The sequence below is a fragment of the Caballeronia sp. LZ035 genome, from assembly GCF_031451175.1.
GTDB lineage: Bacteria > Pseudomonadota > Gammaproteobacteria > Burkholderiales > Burkholderiaceae > Caballeronia.
Map to the genome: position 1 here is coordinate 923653 of NZ_JARUXS010000002.1, position 19635 is coordinate 943287.

Sequence of the window (19635 nt, forward strand, 5' to 3'; positions counted from 1 at the left end):
CGAAGCATTTACCAGTTGGTTAACGCACCCACGGGTTATTTCAATAGACGGGAAACACGCGCTATTCGATGATCGTCTAACCGGATCGCTGGACGGTCCAGAACATCATTCGAATCCAACAGGAGACCCCGTTGACCAGGAAAGTCCCGCTCAAGATCGCCATTGCCGAGTATCCGCATACGTCGGCCATTCGCAACGGCTCGATTTCCATTGAAGGCGTCGATGCGGAGATCGTCACCGTCAAGCCGCAGATCGGCGCGTTTCGCCGCATGGTGCGCGATGTCGAGTTCGACGTGTGCGAGCTGGCGCCGACCACCTACATCATCGCGCGAGCCTATGGCGCGCCGTTCGTCGCATTGCCGATCTTCGTCATGCGCCGCTTTCATCATGGCGGCCTGCTCGTGCGCCCCGATGCGGGCATCGCTACACCGAAGGATCTCGAAGGCAGGAAGGTGGGTGTGCGCGCCTATTCGGTTACGACCGGCGTATGGACGCGCCAGGTGCTGATCGACGAGTTCGGTCTTGATTCGTCGAAGGTCACTTGGGTCGTCGACGACGAGGAACACGTCACGCAACTCGAGCTTCCGTCGAATGTGATGCACGCGCCGCAAGGCAAGTCGCTCGCGGACCTGATGGCCTCGGGCGAACTCGCGGCAGGTTTTGCCGCGAATGCCGGCATTGGTCGCACCGGCAATCCGAACGGCGGCTGGCAGGAAGTGGAAGCCAACTACCCCGACCTGCTGCCGAACGCGGCTGAACTCGAAGCCGATTACTACCGCCGCACGGGCGTGTATCCGATGCACGGCACCATCGTCGTGAAGGATTCGGTGCTTGCCGAGCATCCGTGGATTGCAAAGTCGCTCTACGACGCATTCGAGCAGGCCAAGCAGGCCTGGCTCGCCGATCTCGATAACAACGACCCCACCAACGCCAGCGACAAGAAGTATCTCGAACTGCGCAAGATCGTCGGGCACGATCCGTTGCCGTACGGAATCGAGGCCAATCGCAAGACGATCGAGGCACTGGAGGCGACCGCCTTCGAGCAGCGGCTCACGCCGCGCCGGATGTCGATGGACGAGCTGTTCGTCGATCCGCTTGCCTGATCCAAAGCCCGCACCGAATAACCATTCAATCGAATCAAAGAGCAACTCATGGCATCCATCGTTGATATTCATCCGCACATCATCTCCGACGATACCGCGCGCTATCCCGTCGCGCCGCTGGGCGGCAAGCGTTCCGACTGGTCGAAGGAGCGTCCTTCCACGGTCGAATCGCTGATCGCGGCAATGGACGAAGCAGGCGTGGCAAAGGCCGCCGTCGTGCATTCATCGACTACGTATGGCTTCGACAACAGCTACGTGCTCGATGCCTGTGCGGCTTATCCGGATCGTCTCGTCGCAGTGGGTTCCGTCGATGTAACCCTGCCCGATGCGCCGCGCACCATTCGCGCCTGCGTGGAGCGCGGCCTTGCGGGCCTGCGCATGTTCACGGGCGGCAGCACGAAGGATTTCGATCCCCGCGAACTCGAAGATCCGCGTGCGTGGCCCGCCTGGGAAACCTGCGCGGAACTGAATCTGCCGATGTGCATCCAGACCGGTCCTATCGGCCTGCCGCAGGTTGCCGATCTGGCGCGGCGTTTCCCGAATGTGAAGATCATTCTCGATCATCTTGGCCGGCCCGACGTGACGGATGGAGCGCCTTATGCCAAGGCGCAAGCGATGTTCGATCTCGCACCGCTCACGAACATCTACATGAAGCTGACGCCGCGCATCTTCGACGACATGCAGAAGGGCGAAGCGAATGCGGAGACCTTCTTCCCGCGCCTGATCGAAGTGTTCGGCGCACAGCGTCTGGCATGGGGTTCAAACTTCCCGAGTTCGACGGGCACGTTGCCTGAGATTCTCGCGACGGCCGAGGCGGGCCTGCGCTGTCTGAACGACGACGATCGCGCCTGGATCTTCGGCAAGACGGCGCAGCAGTTGTATCCGGCGCTGGCCTGAGCGGCGTGGCAACAGATATCCAGTGAACGAAGCATAAGGAACAAGCAGATGGCGACGATTCAAACCGACCTGCCGACGTTGCGGGTGAACCTGGCCGAGTATGCGGCAACGAAGGCGATGAGGGACGGCCGCGTGTCGTCGAGCGTGGTCAATCTCGACTACTGCGGCCCGGCGCGCGCGCACGACGGCTTCAAGCCGATGCTGCGCGAGAATGCTTTCGACGCCGGCGAGCTGGCCATCGTCACGTATCTGCAGGCGAAGGCTTACGGCAAGCCTTATGTGCTGCTTCCCGCGCCGATCTCGGGACGCTTCCAGCATCATTGCGCGGGCTATAACGGTGAGTTGGGTCATCTCGACCCGAAGGACATCGAGGGCAAGCGGGTGGGCGTGCGCACCTATGCACAGACCACGGGCCTGTGGATTCGCGGCATCCTGCGTCATGAGTACGGCGTGGATCTCGACAAGGTCACGTGGATGACGCAAGGCGAAGGGCATCTCGCGGAGTACACGGACCCGGCCAATTGCCAGCGGCTGCCGAAGGGTTCATCGGTCGGGCAGATGATGCTGGACGGCGAACTCGCGGCGGTGCTGGCGGGCGAGGACATGCCGAAGGATCCGCGCGTTAAGACCCTGGTGCCCGATGCCCAGGCCGCCGCGAAGGACTGGTTTGCGCGCGAAGGCGTGGTGCCGATCAATCATATGTTCGTCGTGCATGCGGGGCTGTCGAAGGAGCGGCCGGACATCGTGCGCGAGCTGTACCGGATGATCGTGGAAAGCCGCGCACTCGGCGAAGGCGTGCCCGCCGTGATCCCGCCGTTCGGTCTGGAGGCGAACCGCAAGGGTATTCAGCTTGCCATCGACTGGGCGCTCGACCAGAAGATCATTCCGCGCCGCTTCTCCGTGGACGAACTGTTCGACGATGTGACCGGCAGCCTCGGATAGAGCCGCGCACGGGCCCGCAGTGAAAATAAAAAATCAGACGGAGACGAAGTGATGGAGACTATTCGAAGAGCGGCACGCCTCGAGAACCGGTGGGGCGTCGTATTCCTGCTCGCCTTTGGCCTGATGATCGCGTTCATGGACCGCACGAGCATGTCGGCCGCGCTCGCGGATCATCAGTTCGTCCACCATTTCACGCTCACGTCGGTGCAGCGCGGCTGGCTCGGCTCGTCGGTGTTCTGGGCCTACGGGCTGCTGCAACTGCCGATGGGCTGGCTCGTGGACCGCTACGGCGTCAAATGGCCTTATGCAATCTGTTTCCTGCTGTGGTGTATCGCGGCGGCGGTCACCGGCATCGTCACCACGCTGTCGGCGCTCATCATCGTGCGGGTGCTGATCGGCGCGGCGGAAGCGGTGGTCGTGCCGGCAACCTATCGGTATATCGCCAACCGCTTCGAGGAAACGCAGAAGGGCACCGCGCTCGGTATCTATTCGGTCGGCGGCAAGATGGGGCCGGCGCTCGGTGCGCCGGCCGCTGCGTGGCTGATCGCGGGCACGTCATGGAAGATGATGTTCATCGTGACGGGCCTCGCCGGGCTGGTGTGGCTTCTGCCCTGGCTGCTGATGGTGCGCAACGACTTCCCCGATGCAACCGAACTTGCTTCGAGAAAGCAGCGTGCCGCCTCGGTGCCGCTGCGCAATCTGCTGGCAAGCCCGGTGGTATGGGGCGGCTTGCTCACCAACTTCTGCTACGCCTATTTCGCGTTCTACTGCATGACATGGATGCCCGCTTATCTGGTGGAGCAGCGTGGCCTTTCATTGCAGCAGTCGGGCTTGTACACGGCATTCAGCTTCTGTGGCGTCGCCGTCACGGCGGCGCTCAGCGGCTGGCTGGCGGACCGGCTGATTGCCCGCGGTCACGATGCCGTCGTGGTGCGCAAGTCGTTCATGGTGGTCGGTTTCATCGGCGGCATGACGGTGCTGTTCGGGGCCTACGCGCCGAGCGTGCAGATGGCGCTTTTCTGGAACGTGCTGTCGTTGACGCTGGTGGGTCTCGTCACGACGAACAACCTCGCGCTCGTCAAGCTCACGCTGATTCCGAAGCAGGCAGTGGGCTTGAACACCGGCTTGCAGCAGGTCGCGACGAGCCTCGCGGGCGGCGTGTCCGCCAGTCTTTCGGGCTGGCTGCTGCATGTGGGCCATAGCTACACGTTGCCGATGATGGCCATCTTCGTGTTCCTGCTGGTCGGCGCGGCGAGCACGATTGTGCTCATGCGGCGCAAGTGGGCGCCGAAGGTGAACGGCGTCAGCGGCGAAGCATCGGAGCGGGAGGCTGCGGGTCCGGCGGTGATGAGTCAGGGGGTGCGTTGAGCGGTCATTCTCGTCACTGAACAACAGGACCGGCGCGTCATGCACCGCGCCGGTCGATGGCCAGCGCGCGAATCGCTTCCTTCTGGAACTGCGTCGGCGTCACGCCCGTCTGCTTGCGGAAATAGCGGCTGAAATAGGCGATGTCGTCAAAGCCAAGTTCATGCGCGATCTGCTTGACCGACATATGCGAGTAGACGAGATCCCGTTGCGCCTCGCGCACAAGATGCTCGTTGATCACCGCGAGCGGAGAACTCGAAATCTCCTCGCGACAGATCCGTCCGAGCTGCGCCACGGTCATGCCGAGCGTCTGCGCATAGAAGTCCACCGGACGATGGTCGCGCGCATGCTTGACCACCAGTTCCCTGAAACGCCTGATCTGCCCGGCGCGCCGTTGCGTGGCCGACAGGCTGGCGCCGGCCGCCGTGCGCGAGGCCAGCGGTGCTTCGCACAGGCGCTCGACATGCACGAAGAGCGCGAGCAGCAGCGGGAGCCCCGCCGCCATGTGTCCGCGGTCGGTGGCGCGATATTCCTTTTCCAGTAGTTCGATCAGCGGCATCAGCGCGCCGGCATGCGTCCGGACATTCACGCGCGTCACGCCCGCGCGCTGCAACAGCGGAATGAGCGGAGGCGCCGCCATCGCGGCGAGTGCTTCGAGCGAACGTTGCGCGGCCGTCAGCACGAGCCCGTCCACGTCCGGCGCGAAGTTGAAGCCATGCACCGTTTGCGCGGGCAGCATGATGACGCAGGGCGGCTGGATAGGAATGCGCGTGTTCTCGATGAGCACATCGCCGCCGCTGCCGCCGCCGCGAATGTACAAAAACTGCAAAAGCGCGTCATGGCGATGGGCATCGATATGCCAGTCGTTCGGCGCACTGCGTTCGGCGATCCATTCGAAGTTGAACGCGTCATACCACGGCGGCCGCGCCGATTCGCCGTATAAATTGTAGTTAGGGATTCTCCTGAGCACGTCCCGTCTCCTTTGCACAGATTGTCCTGTGGTCTGCTGCCTTTGTCCAATTCCTGGAACGAGGCCGTGAATATACTTTTCTCACAGGGAAGCGTCACGCGGCAACGCGGAAAAGCCCTTCCCTGAAGGCTCGAAAGTGCAAGAGGAGAGAAGCATGAAGGAGATGAACGACGACCCGCAACACTGGCTCGGTCTCGCATCGCGCGTGTGCGTGGTGACGGGCGCGGCGGGCGGCATCGGCCGTGCCATTGCCGCGACGCTGGCCGATGCCGGCGCGCGCATCGCGCTGCTGGACCGCGACGAAGCGGCCTGTCATGAAACGGCGCGCGCATTGCAGGCACATGGCACCGAGGCGCTTGCCGTGGCTTGCGACATCGGTGACGCGAAAAGCGTGCAAGGCGCTTGCGAAAAAGTGGAACGCGCAATGGGCCCGGCGGACGTGCTTGTGAACAATGCCGGTCTGTTGCGCGCCGGCGGCATCGAGGACATCGGGCTGGATGCGTGGAACGCGATGCTCGCCGTCAATCTCACCGGCACCATGCTGTGCGCGCAAGCCTTTGGACGCGGCATGCTTATGCAAGGTCGAGGCAGCATCGTGCAGATCGCTTCGGTGGCGGCGCATCATCCGCAGACCTGGAGCGGCGCGTATAGCGCGAGCAAGGCCGGCATCGCGATGCTCTCGCGGCAGATCGCCGCCGAGTGGGGCCCGCGCGGCGTTCGCAGCAACACCGTGTGCCCTGGCATGATCCGCACGCCGCTCTCGCGTGCCTTCTATGAACAAGGCGATGTCGAAGCGCGTCGCAGCGCGATGACCGCGAGCCGGCGCATCGGCGAACCGGCCGCCCTCGCCGAGGTCGGGGCCTTCCTGGCCAGCCCGCGTTCGGCCTATGTCAACGGCGCCGAGATCGCCGTGGACGGCGGCTTCGAATGCATGCTGATGGACCTCGTGCCGCGCCCCGGCTACGAAGCCAGACGGGCGGCATAAGGCCTTCACCTGCGCGCATCGCCGCGCCCGTTTCATTCAAAAAGGACACGATGATGACTACCGTGACACGGTCGTCCGATCTCGCTTGCGACGTGCTCGTGATCGGCTCCGGCGCCGGCGGTCTTGCCACCGCCATCACCGCCAGAAAACAGGGGCTCGACGTGATTGTCGTCGAGAAGGAAGCGACCTTCGGCGGCACCACCGCGTATTCAGGCGGCGTGCTGTGGATTCCAGGCAATCCGCATGCGCGGCGTGCCGGGATCGAGGACCCGCGCGCCGCGGCCATCGAGTATCTGCGTCATGAAACCGGCCCGATGTTCGATCAGGCCGCCATCGATGCGTTTCTCGATCACGGTCCGCGCATGGTCGAATTTTTCGAGCGCGAAACCTCGGTCGAGTTCCTGCCGACGCTCTATCCCGACTATCATCCCGACGCGCCAGGCGGCGTGGATGTGGGCCGCTCGATCGTCGCGAAGCCTTTCAATGCGCGTGCGCTCGGCGCGGACCTGCCGCGCCTGCGTCCGCCGCTGAAGTCGATCACCTTCATCGGCATGATGTTCAATTCGTCGAGCGCGGATCTCAAGCACTTCTTCAACGCGACGAAATCGCTTGCCTCAGCGTGGTATGTCGCGAAGCGGCTGACCAGTCACATCGGTGAACTCGTGCGCTACAGGCGTGGCGTGCAGGTCACGAGCGGCAACGCACTCGCCGCGCGCCTCGCGAAGTCCGCGCTCGATCTTGGCATTCCCATCCACACGAGGACAGGCGCAAAAGAACTCATCACCGAGAAGGGCCGCGTGGTGGGCGCGATCGTCAACGCGAATGGCAGCGAGCAACGCATCAAGGCGCGGCGCGGCGTCGTGCTGGCCTGCGGCGGCTTCTCACACGATCTCGCGCGTCTGTCAGCGGCGTATCCGCATGTGCGAAGGGGCGGCGAACACGTGTCGCCGGTGCCCTCGGGCAATACCGGCGATGGCGCGCGCATGGCCGAGCGCGCGGGCGGACGTGTCGACCTGCGCTATCCGCAGGCCGCCGCATGGATGCCGGTGTCGCGCGTGCCGCAGAAGGACGGCAGTGTCGGCGTGTTCCCGCATCTGCTCGACCGCTACAAGCCGGGTGTCATCGGCGTGACGCGCGGCGGCGTGCGTTTCACCAACGAAGCGAATTCCTATCACGACGTGGGCGCGGCAATGATCGAAGCCTGCCGCGACGAGCATGAGACCGCGATGTGGCTCATCTGCGATCACGCGACGATCCGCCGCTATGGACTCGGTTTCGCCAAGCCCGCGCCGCTCTCGCTGAAGCCGCATCTGACGAGCGGCTATCTCGTGAAGGGACGCACGCTCGCCGAACTCGCACAGCATGCAGGCATTGACGGCCCCGCGCTCGAAGCCACGGTGCGCGAGTACAACCGCGATGCAGCGACTGGACAAGATCGGGCCTTCGGGCGCGGCACGACGTCCTTCAACCGCTATCTGGGCGATGCCGCGCATGCACCGAATCCGTGTGTCGCGCCGCTCGGCGCGGGCCCGTACTACGCGCTCAAGCTCGTGATGGGCGATCTCGGCACCTTCGACGGCATCGCCACCAACACGCACGGCGAGGTGCTGAAGGGCACAGAACCGATTGCCGGTCTCTACGCCGTCGGCAACGACCGCGCGAGCATCATGGGCGGCAACTATCCGGGCGCAGGCATCACGCTCGGTCCGATCATGACCTTCGGCTATCTCACCGGCATGCATCTCGCTGAGCGAGTCGCCGAGCGCGCCACCGTCAGTTCCTTGAGGAGCGCAGCATGAGCCGCAAGCCTTTCATCGACCACCGCATCTACACCATCAGGCCGCGCGGCATGGCCGAGTTCATCGAGGTGTTCGATCGTCTTGCCATGCCCATTCAGCTCAAGTATCTCGGCGCGCCGGTGGGCTTCTACATGAGCGATATCGGCGCGTTGAACCAGGTCGTGCATTTGTGGGGCTACGACAGCATCGCCGACTATGACCAGCGCCGCAGCGCGCGCGACGACGATCCCGCGTGGCCCGCGTATTTGCAGGCCTCGGCGCATCTGATCACCGCGCAGGAGAGCCGCATCATCAGGCGCGTCGAGTTCAGGAGCCTGTCGGCGGCCATGCGTTGAATCATGAAGGAGGAGACGATGAACGAAGCACGGCAACGCGTGGCGCTCGTCACCGGCGGCGCGAACGGAATCGGTTGGGCCACGGTGTGCGCGCTTGCTGCGCAGGGATATCGCGTGGTCATCGCGGACCTGCATCGCGAGTCGGCGCGGCAGCGTATCGAGCAACTCGACGGCGAAGGGCATGTGGCGATCGGCGCGGATGTGTCGGCGGAGTCCGAGGTCGCCGCCATGCTGCGCGGCACGCTCGAAGCCTGCGGACGGCTCGACGTGCTGATCAACAACGCGGGCATCGGCGAACAGGCGAAGCCGACCATCGAGCAAGGCGTGGACGCCTTCGATGCGCTCATCGGCATACATCTGCGCGGCACCTTCCTGGCCAGCCGCGAGGCCGCAAAAGCGATGCTTAAACAAGGCTCGGGCGCCATCGTGAACCTGTGTTCGATCGCCGGGCTGGCGGGTATCCCGCAACGCAATGCCTACGGCGCGGCCAAGGCGGGTATCGCGGCGATGACCCGTTCGATGGCATGCGAATGGGCCCGCGACGGCATCCGTGTCAATGCGGTTGCGCCGGGCTACGTTGCGACCGAACTCGCGCAAGGACTCGTGAAGAACGGGCAGATCGACCGGGCGCGCATCGAACGCCGCACGCCGATGGGACGCCTCGCACAACCCGACGAGATCGCGCAGGCCATTCTCTTCCTCGCCTCCGATGCCGCCAGCTACATCACCGGCGCCGTGCTGAGCGTGGACGGCGGCTGGCATGCGTCGGGCTCGGCATGACGGCCGATGACGCCTGAACCCGCGCTTGCATGAACCACGACAACGACAGCAGATCAACGGAGACGAACCGCCATGAAGACGCACAGTCTGGAAGTCCAGAGTTTCATCGATAGTCAACGCTTTTCGCCGTATCAATGGAGGATCCTGGTTCTCTGCTTCCTGGTCGTGGCCGCCGATGGCTTCGACACGGCGGCGGTCGGTTTCATCGCGCCTTCGCTGCTCGGCGAGTGGGGCATCACGCGGGCTGCGCTTGGCCCGGTAATGAGCGCGGCGCTTATCGGTCTCGGCATTGGCGCGCTGGCGGCCGGGCCGGCGGCGGACCGTATCGGACGCAAGGCGGTGCTGGTGTTGTCGGTGTTCTTCTTCGGCGTGTGGAGTCTGGCGTCGGCGCATGCGAGTTCGATCGAATCGCTGACGGCGTGGCGCTTCCTGACCGGGCTTGGACTGGGCGCGGCCATGCCGAACGCGGTCACGCTGATGTCGGAGTATGCGCCCGCGCGCATTCGCGGCGTCGCAGTCAATGCGATGTTCTGCGGCTTTTCCGTAGGGCTGTCGATCGGTGGCCTCAGCGCAGCGTGGTTGATTCCGCATTTCGGCTGGCAGAGCGTGCTGGTGACGGGCGGCATCGGGCCGCTGGTGCTGGCGGCGTTGCTCGTCGCGTTGCTGCCCGAGTCCGCGCAGTTCATGGTGGTCCGCAAGCGTCCCGCCGAGCGGATCGCGCGCGTGTTGCGGCGCATCTCCCGCGATCCGCGTCTCGACGACAGCGCCAGCCTCCATTTCGTGGCCGCCGACACACGGGCCGCGACGGAGAAGACCTCGGCGGTGTCGCTGATCGTGTCCAGGCCGTACCGCTTCGGCACGGCGATGCTGTGGCTCGCGTACTTCACGGGCCTGATGATCTACTACCTCCTGACCAACTGGCTGCCGACGCTCTTCAAGGATGCGGGCTTCACCGCACAGGGCGCGGCGCTCACCACGTCGCTGTTTCCGCTTGGCGGCATTCTCGGCAATCTGTGCCTCGGCTGGGTGATGGACCGCGCGAATCCGCGGCGGGTCAATGCGTGCGCCTATGTGGTGTCGGCGGCGCTGGTGCTGGTGATCGGCAGCGGGGTATCGGACCGCGTCTGGCTGGCGGTGCTGATCTTCCTCACAGGGACGGCGGTGACGAGCGCGGTCACGTCGATGTCGGCGCTCGCCGCGGCCTTCTATCCAACGCAGGGCCGCGCGACGGGCGTCGCGTGGATGCTGGGCGTCGGCCGCATGGGCGCGGTAGCCGGCGCGATGACCGGCGGCGTGATGATGAGCATGGGCCTGCCGTTCGGCGCGGTGTTCATGCTGCTCGCCGTGCCGGCCTTCGTCGCGGCGCTTGCGCTGTTCGCACTGGGCGGCGTGCGCATGCCGGGGTTCGAGTCGGCACTCGCGGAGAAGGCAGTCTCGACAGTGGAATAGGCGTGCGCGCCCATTGCGCCCACACGGGATTCCAAATGACGATTCGTGCGCATAGCATCTGGTGATTCGTTGGTTGGGCAGGGGATAGGGCAGCCGTACCATCAGTTGTTCACCCATCCGCCGATGAACACCCATGACCGTCCCCCGCTTTCCCTCTGCCGCGCTCGGACTCGATCCCGGCACGCCGCTCGAACGCCCGGGCGCGCGCGGCACGCCTAATTCCCTGATCGACCTCCCCACGCGCGCCGCCGCACGCCGCGGCACGCAACGCCGCGCGGCACTGCGCTCGCGCTCGCTGCGCATCGGCGTGCCGGTGGCGCTCGTCGTGCTGTGGCAGCTAGCCTCTTCCTTGCAACTGGTCGCGCCTGAAACGCTGCCGCCGCCTACCGTCATCCTCGCCGCGCTCAAGGAACTGATCGCGGATGGCGAGTTGCAAAGCGCCATCGGCGTGTCGCTGGTGCGCGCGGCAACGGGCCTCGTGATCGGCGGCGGTATCGGGCTGATTGCCGGGCTGTTTGCCGGACTCTGGCGCGTCGGCGAGGAAGTCATCGACGCGCCGTTGCAGATGCTGCGCACCATTCCCTTCATTGCGCTGATTCCGCTGTTCATCACGTGGTTTGGGATCGGCGAGGGCGCGAAGGTCGCGGTGATCCTCGCAGCCACCATCTTCCCGATGTATCTCAACACCTATGCCGGCGTGCGCGGCGTCGATCCGAAACTGCTCGAAGCGGCCAGCGTGTTCGGCCTCTCGGGCCGCCAGGTCGCGTGGCGCATCATCCTGCCGACCGCGCTGCCCGCGATTCTCGTCGGCGTGCGCTATGCGTCGGCGGTGGCGCTGCTGGCGCTCGTCGTCGCCGAACAGATCAACGCGCAGAACGGCATCGGCTACATCCTCGTCAATGCGAACCAGAACCAGCGCGCGGACATCATCATGGCGGGCATCCTGGTCTATGCGACGCTCGGCATCGTGACGGACCTCGTCATGCGCGCGCTCGAACATCTCGCCCTGCCATGGAGGCCGCGCTTTGAACTCGCCTGAACGCACGCATGCCCACGCTCATGACGCGCTCGCGCTCGAAGCCGTCAGCCGCGTTTTCGACGGCCGCGCCGTGCTGAAGGACGTCTCGCTCAACGTGCGGCGCGGCCAGTTCGTCTCGATGCTCGGTGCATCGGGCGCGGGCAAGACCACGCTGTTGCGCATCCTCGCCGGTCTCGATCAGGCCGATAGCGGCCGCGTGCGCGTCGCCGGCGCGCGTTCCGTGGTGTTCCAGGAACCGCGCCTCGTGCCCGCGCGGCGCGTGTGGGAAAACGTCGTGATCGGTCACGCGCGGCTGGGCAGCGCGAAGGCAGCGGCGCTCGCCGCGCTCGACGAAGTCGGTCTCGCGCGTCACGCCGACGGCTGGCCCAAGACGCTCTCGGGCGGCGAGGCGCAGCGCGTCGCGCTGGCGCGTGCCTTGGTGCGCGAGCCGAAACTGCTGCTGCTCGACGAACCGTTCGCCGCACTCGACGCGCTGACCCGCATCCGCATGTACGAGCTCGTCGCCCGGTTGTGGCGCGCGCATGCGCCTGCGGTGGTGCTCGTCACGCACGATGTCGACGAGGCCATTCTGCTGTCCGACCGCATCGTCGTGCTGGCTGAAGGCGAGATCAGCGCGGACCTGCAAGTGGACACGCCACGTCCGCGCTCACGCAGCGATGCTTCCGCCGTCGCACTCAGAACACGGCTGCTCGCCGAGCTGGGCGTCGCGCATGCCGACGCCGCCTGAACTCTCACTCATGTCCTCTTCAAGCACCATGCGCATCAGAACCCGTCTTGCCGCTGTCCTCTTCACGAGCCTGCTTGCGGGCGCGTCTTCCGCGTTCGCCGATGAACCGCTCACGATCACCATCGGCACACAGGACGCGGCGTGGCCGCTGATCGTCGAGCAGTCACACGTGCTCGACGGCGCGCCCTACAAGGTCAAGTGGGCCGTGCTCACCGGTCCCGCCGCGCAGTTGTCCGCGCTGTATTCGAAGAGCCTCGACGTGGGCCTGATGGGCGATACCTCGCTCATCATCGAGCAAGGCAACGCGCGCACGCCTTGGACTGCGGATACCGCGCCGTTGCAGATCATCGCGGGATGGCGCAATCCGGACAGCAGCTATCCGCCGATCGTCACGGTGGTGCGCAACAACGCCAATGTAAAGACGGTTGCGGACCTGCGCGGCAAGACCTGGGGCTATAACTTCGGCGGCTTCAACTATCTGCAATACGTGCTTTCGTATATCAAGGCTGATTTGAAGCCGAAGGACTTCGAAGGCGTGAAGTTCGGCGACGGCAACGTGTCGGCTTCGGCCTTCAATGCCGGACAGGTCGCGGTGTATTCGGGCGGCTATGCGCCGGTGAAGGAAGCCGTGGACAAGGGCGAGGCGCGCGTCATCATCAGGAGCGACGAACTGGATATTCCCGCGCTTTCGGTGTTCGCCGCACGCACCGACGTGCTGCGCGATCCTGCGAAGAGCCGCGCACTCGGCGACTTCCTGGGCCGTCTGAAGAACTCGTGGACCTGGTGGGCGCAGAACGTGCCGGCGGTCGAGAAGATCTATCTGGAGAAGATGAAGCAGACCCCGGCGCGTGCGAAGTTCTCGGCGGAGAACGGCCGTTCCGTGTTCTATCCGCTCGATAACGCATTGGTCGCACGCGAGCAGAAGATCGCCGACACGCTTCATAAGTCGGGCGACATCAAGCATCCCATCAAGGTCGACATCGAGTTCAATCCGGTGTTCGACGCGCAGGCCGTGGCGACGCGCTGACGCGCCGTGCCCGGCCAACCTTCATTGATATTCATGACCAAGGATCCAGCGCTCATGTCCCGCTCCGTGTCTCCCGCGCAATTGCGCACGCTCGTTGCTCAACGTTCCGAACTCGCCGTGCTCGACGTCCGCGAGGAAGGCGTGTCCGCCCGCAGGCGGTTGTTCTATTCGTCGGTCGCGCCGGTGGGACGGCTCGGCCAGCTGATCGAGCGGCTCGTGCCGCGCCGGGGCACGCCGGTCGTGCTCGTCGACAGCCACGGCGAGCATGCGCCCCGCGCCGCCGCGTTGCTCGCGCGCTGGGGCTATACGGACGTCGCGGTGCTGGCGGGCGGCATCGACGGCTGGGAGCAGGCGGGCTTCGAAGTGTTCAGCGGCACCAACGTGCCGGGCAAGGCGTTCGGGGAACTGATCGAACACCGCCTGCATACGCCCAACATCGACGCCGCCACACTCAAGGCGCGCCAGGATGCCGGCGACGATCTCGTCGTGCTGGATTCGCGTCCCTTCGGCGAATATCACACGATGAACATTCCGGGCGGCATCGACTGTGCGGGCGCGGAACTGGTCTATCGCGCGCTGGCGGCGGTGCCTTCGCCGGACACGCTGATCGTGGTGAACTGCGCAGGCCGCACGCGCAGCATTCTCGGCGCGCAATCGCTCATCAACGCGGGCGTGCCGAATCCGGTTGCGGCGCTCACAGGCGGCTCGATGGCGTGGCTGCTTGAAGGTCTTGAACTGCAACATGGCGAAGTGCGCACGGCGCCGCGCCCCGAAGGCGTGACGCTCGCAGCCGCACGCGAGCTTGCTGCCGCGGCGGCACGCAAGGCCGACGTGCCGGTCATCGACGGTGCCGCGCTCGCCGTGCTGGAGCAGGAGAGCGGCACGCGCACGCTGTATCGTTTCGACGTGCGCGATCCGCTGGAATATGAAGCCGGGCATCCGGCGGGCTGGCGTTCGGCGCCGGGCGGGCAACTGGTGCAGGCGACGGACGAGTACATCGGTACATTGCATGCACGCGTGGTGCTGCGCGACGACGACGGCGTGCGTGCACGCATGACCGCGTCGTGGCTCAAGCAGCTCGGCTATCTCGATGTCCGCGTCCTCGACGACACGGCCAGCGCCGCGCTGATTCATGATCGCTACGCGGCCGGTCCCGAGCCGCTGAACGTGCGGCCGCATGGCGCGCGCACGCGCTGGATCGAGGCGGACCGGCTGGCGGATGCGCTGGAGCAGGGCACGGCGCAGGTCATCGATATCGACAGCAGTCTCGGGTTCCGGCGTGCGCATATCGAGGGCGCGCGTTTCATTGCGGCGAGTGAACTACAGGCCAGGCTCGCGGATATCCCGGTGGGTAAAGAACTAGTACTGACCTCGGAGGACGGCACGCTTGCGGCACTGGTCGCGGCCGAACTGACCGAACATCGTGCGAATGTGGCTGCGCTCGCAGGCGGCACGCGACGCTGGCTTGCGCTCGGCCTGCCGCAGGCATCCGGGGACACAGGCAATCTCACCGGCGACGACGACGCCTGGTACAGCCCGTATCACGCTGCGCCGGAACGTGTTGCCGAGCAGATGAACGCGTATCTCGCATGGGAACTGCAACTGGTCGAGCAACTGGAGCGCGACGCCATTGCGTCCATCGACGTGCTCGATTTCGGCACGGCCACCGCGAAGCGCAGTCATGCACGGCTGGACGAACTGAAGACGAACCCGGCCCGGGCCGCATGAGCGCGACCGTCCTGCCCGCCTTCGACGGCGCCACGAGCCCCGCCGACATTCCCGGCAGTCCGCTCGCGGCCGCCTTCGCACAGCCGCTGATGCTCGGTCTGTTCCTGCCGATCCAGAACGGCGGCTGGTCCATCTCGACGCTGCCGCGCGGCACCGACTGGCGCTTCGACTACAACGCGCGCCTGACGAAGCAGGCCGAGGCGCTCGGCTTCGATCTCGTGTTCGGCCTCGCGCAGTGGCTAGGCAAGAACGGGCATGGCGGCGCGCTGAAGTATCGCGAGCAATCACTCGATGCGTTCATCGCGACCAGCGCGCTCGCCGCCATTACCGAGCGCATCCTGCTCATCTCGACGGTGCACGCGCTCTATGGTCCGTGGCATCCGCTGCATCTGGCGAAGTTCGGCGCGACGCTCGACCACATCTCGAACGGGCGCTGGGGCATCAATCTCGTGACCGGTCACGTCGCGAGCGAATGGGCGATGTTCGGCCAGCCGATGATCGAGCATGACGAACGCTATGTGCGCGCGGCGGAGTTCGTCGGCGTGCTGGACACGCTGTGGCGCAACGACGCGAACCTCACCATTCGCACGCCGCACTGGCAACTCGACGATGCCTTCGTCAGTCCGCGTCCGCGTTTTCATCGGCCGGTGCTGGTGAACGCAACGGGTTCGGCGGCGGGCATCGACTACGCCGTGCGGCATTCGGACCTGATCTTCATCACGAGTCCGGCCGGCGCAGACTTCAAGGATGCGATCGGCGCGCTGCCCGCGCGTACCGCGAAGATTCGCGAAGGCGCGGCGCGTGTGGGACGGCGTGTGCGCACGCTGATCAACCCGACCATCGTCTGCCGGCCGACCGAACGCGAAGCCCGCGCGTATCACGATGCCATCGTCGCGCATCCGGATGAAGGCGCGCTCGATGGTTTCATCGGCATGCATGGCCGCAGCGACGCGAAGGCCTGGGCGAAGCACAAGCGCGAGCAGCGCGTGCTCGGCGGAAACCTGCATCTGATCGGCTCGCCGGAACAGATCGTGGAGCAACTGATCGCGTTGAAGCACGCGGGCTGCGATGGTGTTCAGCTCACCTTCTTCGACTTCGAGCCGGACCTTCGATATTTTGGCGAAGCCGTGCTGCCGCTGCTCGTGGAAGCGGGCTTGCGCGTGCCCGCAGCGCCGCTTCGTTCTTCACTTCAGGCAACGTCATGAGCCAGCCACGTCAGCTTCACCTGAACACCAATGTCACGGGCGTCGGACGTCATCCGGCGGGATGGCGCACGCTTGCGAATCCGCGCGCAATCGTCGATCTGAACTTCTACAAGGAGATCGCGCGGACCGCCGAGCGCGGCAAGCTGGATGCCATCTTCCTGTCCGACCTGCTGGCGCTGCGCAATCACGCGGAAGGGCCGTCGCAGGCGCTGGAGCCGACCGTGCTGCTGACGGCGCTCGCGGGCGCGACGACGCATATCGGGCTGATCGGCACGGCATCGACTACGTTCAACGATCCGTTCAATCTCGCACGGCGTTTCGCATCCGTCGATCACGTCAGCGGCGGACGCGTGGCGTTCAATGCCGTGACGACGTACGACGCGTCGGCTGCGGCGAACTTCAGTCACGACGTGCCGCTCTCCACCGAAGAGCGCTATGCGCGTGCGCAGGAGTTCGTGGAGGTGGTCACGAAGCTGTGGGACAGCTGGGAAGACGATGCCTTCGTCGCCGATCAGCACACCGGGCGTTACACGGATCCCGCACGCGTGCATGCGATCGGGCATCACGGCGCTTACTTTGCAGTGCGCGGGCCGCTGACGGTGCCGCGCAGTCCGCAGGGAAGGCCGGTGCTGGTGCAGGCGGGATCGTCGGAAGGCGGGCGGGCGCTTGCTGCCCGTTTCGCCGATGCCGTGTTCACCGCGCAGACCACGCTGCCCACCGCGCAGGCTTTCTATACGGAGATGAAGGAGCGCGTGCGGCGCCATGGACGCAATCCGGATCATTTCCTGTTGTTGCCGGGGTTGTATCCGGTGATTGGCGGTACTGAAGCCGAAGCGCGGCAACGCAAGGCCGAACTGGATGCGCTGCTGGATACGGAGCGTGAGGTTGCGCGGCTTGCGGGCGCATTGGGACTTGCACCGGACGATCTGCGGATCGATGCGCCGCTGCCTTATGAGTTGATCGCGAAGGTGTCGCGCTCGGACCTGCCGCGCGGTTTCATCGATTCGACGGTCGCGCTGGCGCGCAGCGAAGGTCTCACGGTGCGCGACCTGCTCGATCGCAATCCGGGCGCGCACCGGATGATCGTCGGCACGCCGGAGCAGATCGCCGACGACATCGCGCGCTGGTTTCATGAACGCGGCGCGGACGGTTTCAATCTGAACGCGGATGTGTTCCCGTCTGGTCTGGCGGCGTTCGTGGATCATGTCGTGCCGCTGTTGCAGCGCAAGGGCATCTTTCGACGCGAGTATGAAGGCACGACCTTGCGTGAGCATCTGGGCTTGCCGCGTCCGGTCAGTCAGTATGAGCGTGGGGCGGATGCGGCGTGAGGCGCGGCTCGCGCCGCGATCATCCTGGGGGCTAATGCGGGAGCAACGGCATGCTCAGTTCCGGATCAGCTTACCGTTGCGCTTGGGTCTCGAGTCTAGCCCCCGCTGACCGCCGCCTCTCCCACGCGAAACACCGCGAGCTCGTCTTCCGCGCATTGCGCGATCAAGCCGGTTTCCCATTCGAGATAGGCGCGCGCGGCATCGAGATTGCCTTCGTGGCGATCATGCACGAAGAACAGGAAGTCGATGCGGTCTTCAGGCGCGAGACGGAGCGGCGTGTCATCCACGGGCCAGCCCGCGCTCGACCATCCGTTGATCCCGTGTGCTGCAAGCGTGACCCGTGCATGGCCCGCATCGCGAAGATCCTGCACGACGAGACGCGCGGCGTCGCGTGAGCGGGCATCGGCGAATATGACCAGCGGCGCATCGCGATGCACGTTGCCGGACCGCAGTGCGCCGAAGACGCGCGCGCGGTTCGTCCAGATGCTCCCGGCCGGCCGCGAAATCTGATGCGCTTCGCTGGCGCGCAGATCGAGCACGAGGGCGGCTGGATCGACCGGAGTGTCTTCGTCCAGTGCGGATGATGCCTTGGCCTGGGCACGCACCTGCAATGCCGCCGACGCCAGCGCTTCAGCCTCCACGATGGCCGTCTCATAGCCCAGTTGCACCAGCCAATGCGCCACCACCGGTGCACGGATGCCGTCGTGATCCACCAGCAGGATGCGTGCATGCCGCACGGCCACGCTCTGGTCCGTTGCCTGGATCAACTGGCCGCCGGGCGCGTGCCGGGCCGACGGCAGGCCATCGCGCCGATACTCTTCGGCGGTGCGGACATCGAAAAGATATGTGGTGCGGGCAGGGTCGCCGAGCCATTGCCGCGCCGTGCCGGCATCCACCGCGCCTACACCGAAGCGTTCCGCCAGCACCCGGGCGCGTTCACGCGCGGTATCGCGTTCGGCTGCGCTCAACGGCGGCAGATCGGCATGACTGCGTGTGCTGTCGTGTTCGAGCGCCAGGCCCGCGAGCGCCCAGCCCTGCGTGCCGTTTTCCAGCGCGAACACGTCGCGGCGCACGCCGAGATTGCGCAGCGTCTGCGCCCCGATGATGCTGCGCGTGCGCCCCGCGCAATGCACGACGATGGTGGTGTCCGGCGGTCCCGCGAAGGCGTCGACCCAGGCGGACAGTTCGCCGTTTGGCACGCATACCGAACCCGGAATTGCCATCTTGCGATGCTCTTCGCGGGTGCGTCCGTCGATCAGCGCGAGCGGACAGCCGCCGCGTTCGGCCTGCCAGCGCGACAGTTGCGACGCACTGACATGCGGTGTGCCGTACGCGTGTTCGACGAGTTCGCCGAACGTCTTGGACGGTACGTTCACTCCGCGAAAAAGTGTTCGGCCTGCGCGCTGCCAGGCCGGCGCGCCGCCCTCCAGCACCGCGAGATTGCCGTAGCCGAGCGCGTGCAGACGCGCGGCGGCTCGCTGCGCGACCGGCGCATGGTCGATGCCCGCGCCGCCGGGCGTCGCGCCGTCGTCGATCAGTACGATGCGCACGCTGGTGCGCGGCAGCAGGCGCGGCGCATCGAGTTCGAGGCGGCTGAACGGCAGCGGGATCGCGAAGAAGGGATGGCCTTCACCGAACTGTCCGGCCTCGCGGACGTCGAGTAGTGCGAGTTCGCGATCATCGTTGAGCCAGGCGCGCAGGGTGGCGGCGTCGATGAAGCGGATAGCGTCGATGGCAAAGGGCATGGGCGGGTTGTTGGTCACGGTGTTTGAAGGAGGGCGGCTCGCGTTCTGCGTTTTGTGTTTTGTGTTTGCGCTTCACGCTTCACGCATCACGCTTTGCGTCTCGTGCTTTATGTTTTGCGGTTCGCGGTTCGCGGTTCGCGGTTCGCGGTCCGCGCTTCGTATTTCGCGTTTCGCATTTCGCGTTTTGCGTTTTGGGTTTTGGGTTTTGCGG

17 protein-coding genes are annotated in these 19635 nt (G+C 65.5%); 15 read left to right on the forward strand and 2 right to left on the reverse strand.

All coding sequences use genetic code 11. The annotated features are described in order from the left end of the window. Positions 1–131 precede the first annotated feature (131 nt). The 4 genes from QCE88_RS19770 to QCE88_RS19785 are packed head-to-tail and all read left to right on the forward strand — an operon-like array spanning position 132 to position 4310. Positions 132–1103 carry an ABC transporter substrate-binding protein gene (locus tag QCE88_RS19770; protein ID WP_309905219.1) on the forward strand — a complete coding sequence of 324 codons (972 nt, stop codon included), beginning with the start codon at positions 132–134 and terminating at the stop codon, positions 1101–1103. 48 nt (positions 1104–1151) lie between these two features. After that, positions 1152–2000, forward strand: a complete 849-nt coding sequence (locus tag QCE88_RS19775) for an amidohydrolase family protein (RefSeq protein ID WP_309905221.1) — start codon at positions 1152–1154, stop codon at positions 1998–2000. 48 nt (positions 2001–2048) lie between these two features. Continuing rightward, entirely contained in the window at positions 2049–2942 is an 894-nt protein-coding gene (locus QCE88_RS19780; protein WP_309814275.1) for a phosphate ABC transporter substrate-binding protein, read from the forward strand. Between the two features lie 51 nt (positions 2943–2993). Then, positions 2994–4310, forward strand: coding sequence for an MFS transporter (locus QCE88_RS19785; RefSeq protein WP_309905223.1), 1317 nt, complete (start codon positions 2994–2996; stop codon positions 4308–4310). A gap of 37 nt (positions 4311–4347) precedes the next feature. Here QCE88_RS19785 and QCE88_RS19790 read toward each other — a convergent pair whose 3' ends face one another. Further along, positions 4348–5277 carry a helix-turn-helix domain-containing protein gene (locus QCE88_RS19790; RefSeq protein WP_309905225.1) on the reverse strand — a complete coding sequence of 310 codons (930 nt, stop codon included), beginning with the start codon at positions 5275–5277 and terminating at the stop codon, positions 4348–4350. A 154-nt stretch (positions 5278–5431) separates the two neighbouring features. Here QCE88_RS19790 and QCE88_RS19795 point away from each other — a divergent pair, with 154 nt between their 5' ends. The 11 genes from QCE88_RS19795 to QCE88_RS19845 all read left to right on the forward strand — a co-directional run bounded on the left by QCE88_RS19795 (position 5432) and on the right by QCE88_RS19845 (position 17679). Continuing rightward, positions 5432–6262 (forward strand): SDR family oxidoreductase, encoded by an 831-nt coding sequence (locus QCE88_RS19795; RefSeq protein ID WP_309905227.1) that lies wholly within the window; start codon positions 5432–5434, stop codon positions 6260–6262. Between the two features lie 53 nt (positions 6263–6315). Then, on the forward strand, positions 6316–8061 hold the full coding sequence (locus tag QCE88_RS19800) for an FAD-dependent oxidoreductase (RefSeq protein WP_309905229.1): 1746 nt from the start codon (positions 6316–6318) through the stop codon (positions 8059–8061). Further along, positions 8058–8396, forward strand: a complete 339-nt coding sequence (locus QCE88_RS19805) for an NIPSNAP family protein (protein ID WP_309905231.1) — start codon at positions 8058–8060, stop codon at positions 8394–8396. The genes QCE88_RS19800 and QCE88_RS19805 overlap by 4 nt, the downstream gene beginning before the upstream one ends. Before the next feature lie 18 nt (positions 8397–8414). Then, a complete protein-coding gene (locus QCE88_RS19810) occupies positions 8415–9176 on the forward strand; it encodes a glucose 1-dehydrogenase (RefSeq protein ID WP_309905233.1) in 762 nt (253 codons plus the stop codon). Positions 9177–9248: 72 nt separating this feature from the next. After that, positions 9249–10625, forward strand: a complete 1377-nt coding sequence (locus QCE88_RS19815; protein ID WP_309905237.1) for an aromatic acid/H+ symport family MFS transporter — start codon at positions 9249–9251, stop codon at positions 10623–10625. A 133-nt stretch (positions 10626–10758) separates the two neighbouring features. Further along, positions 10759–11664, forward strand: a complete 906-nt coding sequence (locus QCE88_RS19820) for an ABC transporter permease (RefSeq protein ID WP_309905239.1) — start codon at positions 10759–10761, stop codon at positions 11662–11664. Beyond that, positions 11651–12391, forward strand: coding sequence for an ABC transporter ATP-binding protein (locus QCE88_RS19825; RefSeq protein ID WP_309905241.1), 741 nt, complete (start codon positions 11651–11653; stop codon positions 12389–12391). The genes QCE88_RS19820 and QCE88_RS19825 overlap by 14 nt, the downstream gene beginning before the upstream one ends. A 10-nt stretch (positions 12392–12401) precedes the next feature. Beyond that, positions 12402–13418 carry an ABC transporter substrate-binding protein gene (locus QCE88_RS19830; RefSeq protein WP_309905243.1) on the forward strand — a complete coding sequence of 339 codons (1017 nt, stop codon included), beginning with the start codon at positions 12402–12404 and terminating at the stop codon, positions 13416–13418. Between the two features lie 54 nt (positions 13419–13472). Continuing rightward, positions 13473–15146 carry a rhodanese-like domain-containing protein gene (locus QCE88_RS19835; protein ID WP_309905245.1) on the forward strand — a complete coding sequence of 558 codons (1674 nt, stop codon included), beginning with the start codon at positions 13473–13475 and terminating at the stop codon, positions 15144–15146. Further along, on the forward strand, positions 15143–16351 hold the full coding sequence (locus QCE88_RS19840; protein WP_309905248.1) for an LLM class flavin-dependent oxidoreductase: 1209 nt from the start codon (positions 15143–15145) through the stop codon (positions 16349–16351). Before QCE88_RS19835 ends, QCE88_RS19840 begins: the two co-directional genes overlap by 4 nt. Next, on the forward strand, positions 16348–17679 hold the full coding sequence (locus QCE88_RS19845; protein ID WP_309905251.1) for an LLM class flavin-dependent oxidoreductase: 1332 nt from the start codon (positions 16348–16350) through the stop codon (positions 17677–17679). Before QCE88_RS19840 ends, QCE88_RS19845 begins: the two co-directional genes overlap by 4 nt. 95 nt (positions 17680–17774) lie before the next feature. Here the strand turns inward: QCE88_RS19845 and QCE88_RS19850 are convergent, their stop codons facing one another. After that, on the reverse strand, positions 17775–19424 hold the full coding sequence (locus QCE88_RS19850) for a rhodanese-like domain-containing protein (RefSeq protein ID WP_309905253.1): 1650 nt from the start codon (positions 19422–19424) through the stop codon (positions 17775–17777). Positions 19425–19635: the final 211 nt, after the last annotated feature.

Bases quoted from the DNA above. Each gene is read 5' to 3' on its own strand.
- QCE88_RS19850 (WP_309905253.1), bottom strand. From the start codon at position 19,424: ATGCCCTTTGCCATCGACGCTATCCGCTTCATCGACGCCGCCACCCTG.
- QCE88_RS19800 (WP_309905229.1), top strand. From the start codon at position 6,316: ATGACTACCGTGACACGGTCGTCCGATCTCGCTTGCGACGTGCTCGTG.
- QCE88_RS19820 (WP_309905239.1), top strand. From the start codon at position 10,759: ATGACCGTCCCCCGCTTTCCCTCTGCCGCGCTCGGACTCGATCCCGGC.
- QCE88_RS19775 (WP_309905221.1), top strand. From the start codon at position 1,152: ATGGCATCCATCGTTGATATTCATCCGCACATCATCTCCGACGATACC.
- QCE88_RS19815 (WP_309905237.1), top strand. From the start codon at position 9,249: ATGAAGACGCACAGTCTGGAAGTCCAGAGTTTCATCGATAGTCAACGC.
- QCE88_RS19840 (WP_309905248.1), top strand. From the start codon at position 15,143: ATGAGCGCGACCGTCCTGCCCGCCTTCGACGGCGCCACGAGCCCCGCC.
- QCE88_RS19810 (WP_309905233.1), top strand. From the start codon at position 8,415: ATGAACGAAGCACGGCAACGCGTGGCGCTCGTCACCGGCGGCGCGAAC.
- QCE88_RS19845 (WP_309905251.1), top strand. From the start codon at position 16,348: ATGAGCCAGCCACGTCAGCTTCACCTGAACACCAATGTCACGGGCGTC.
- QCE88_RS19830 (WP_309905243.1), top strand. From the start codon at position 12,402: ATGTCCTCTTCAAGCACCATGCGCATCAGAACCCGTCTTGCCGCTGTC.
- QCE88_RS19795 (WP_309905227.1), top strand. From the start codon at position 5,432: ATGAAGGAGATGAACGACGACCCGCAACACTGGCTCGGTCTCGCATCG.
- QCE88_RS19785 (WP_309905223.1), top strand. From the start codon at position 2,994: ATGGAGACTATTCGAAGAGCGGCACGCCTCGAGAACCGGTGGGGCGTC.
- QCE88_RS19805 (WP_309905231.1), top strand. From the start codon at position 8,058: ATGAGCCGCAAGCCTTTCATCGACCACCGCATCTACACCATCAGGCCG.
- QCE88_RS19835 (WP_309905245.1), top strand. From the start codon at position 13,473: ATGTCCCGCTCCGTGTCTCCCGCGCAATTGCGCACGCTCGTTGCTCAA.
- QCE88_RS19780 (WP_309814275.1), top strand. From the start codon at position 2,049: ATGGCGACGATTCAAACCGACCTGCCGACGTTGCGGGTGAACCTGGCC.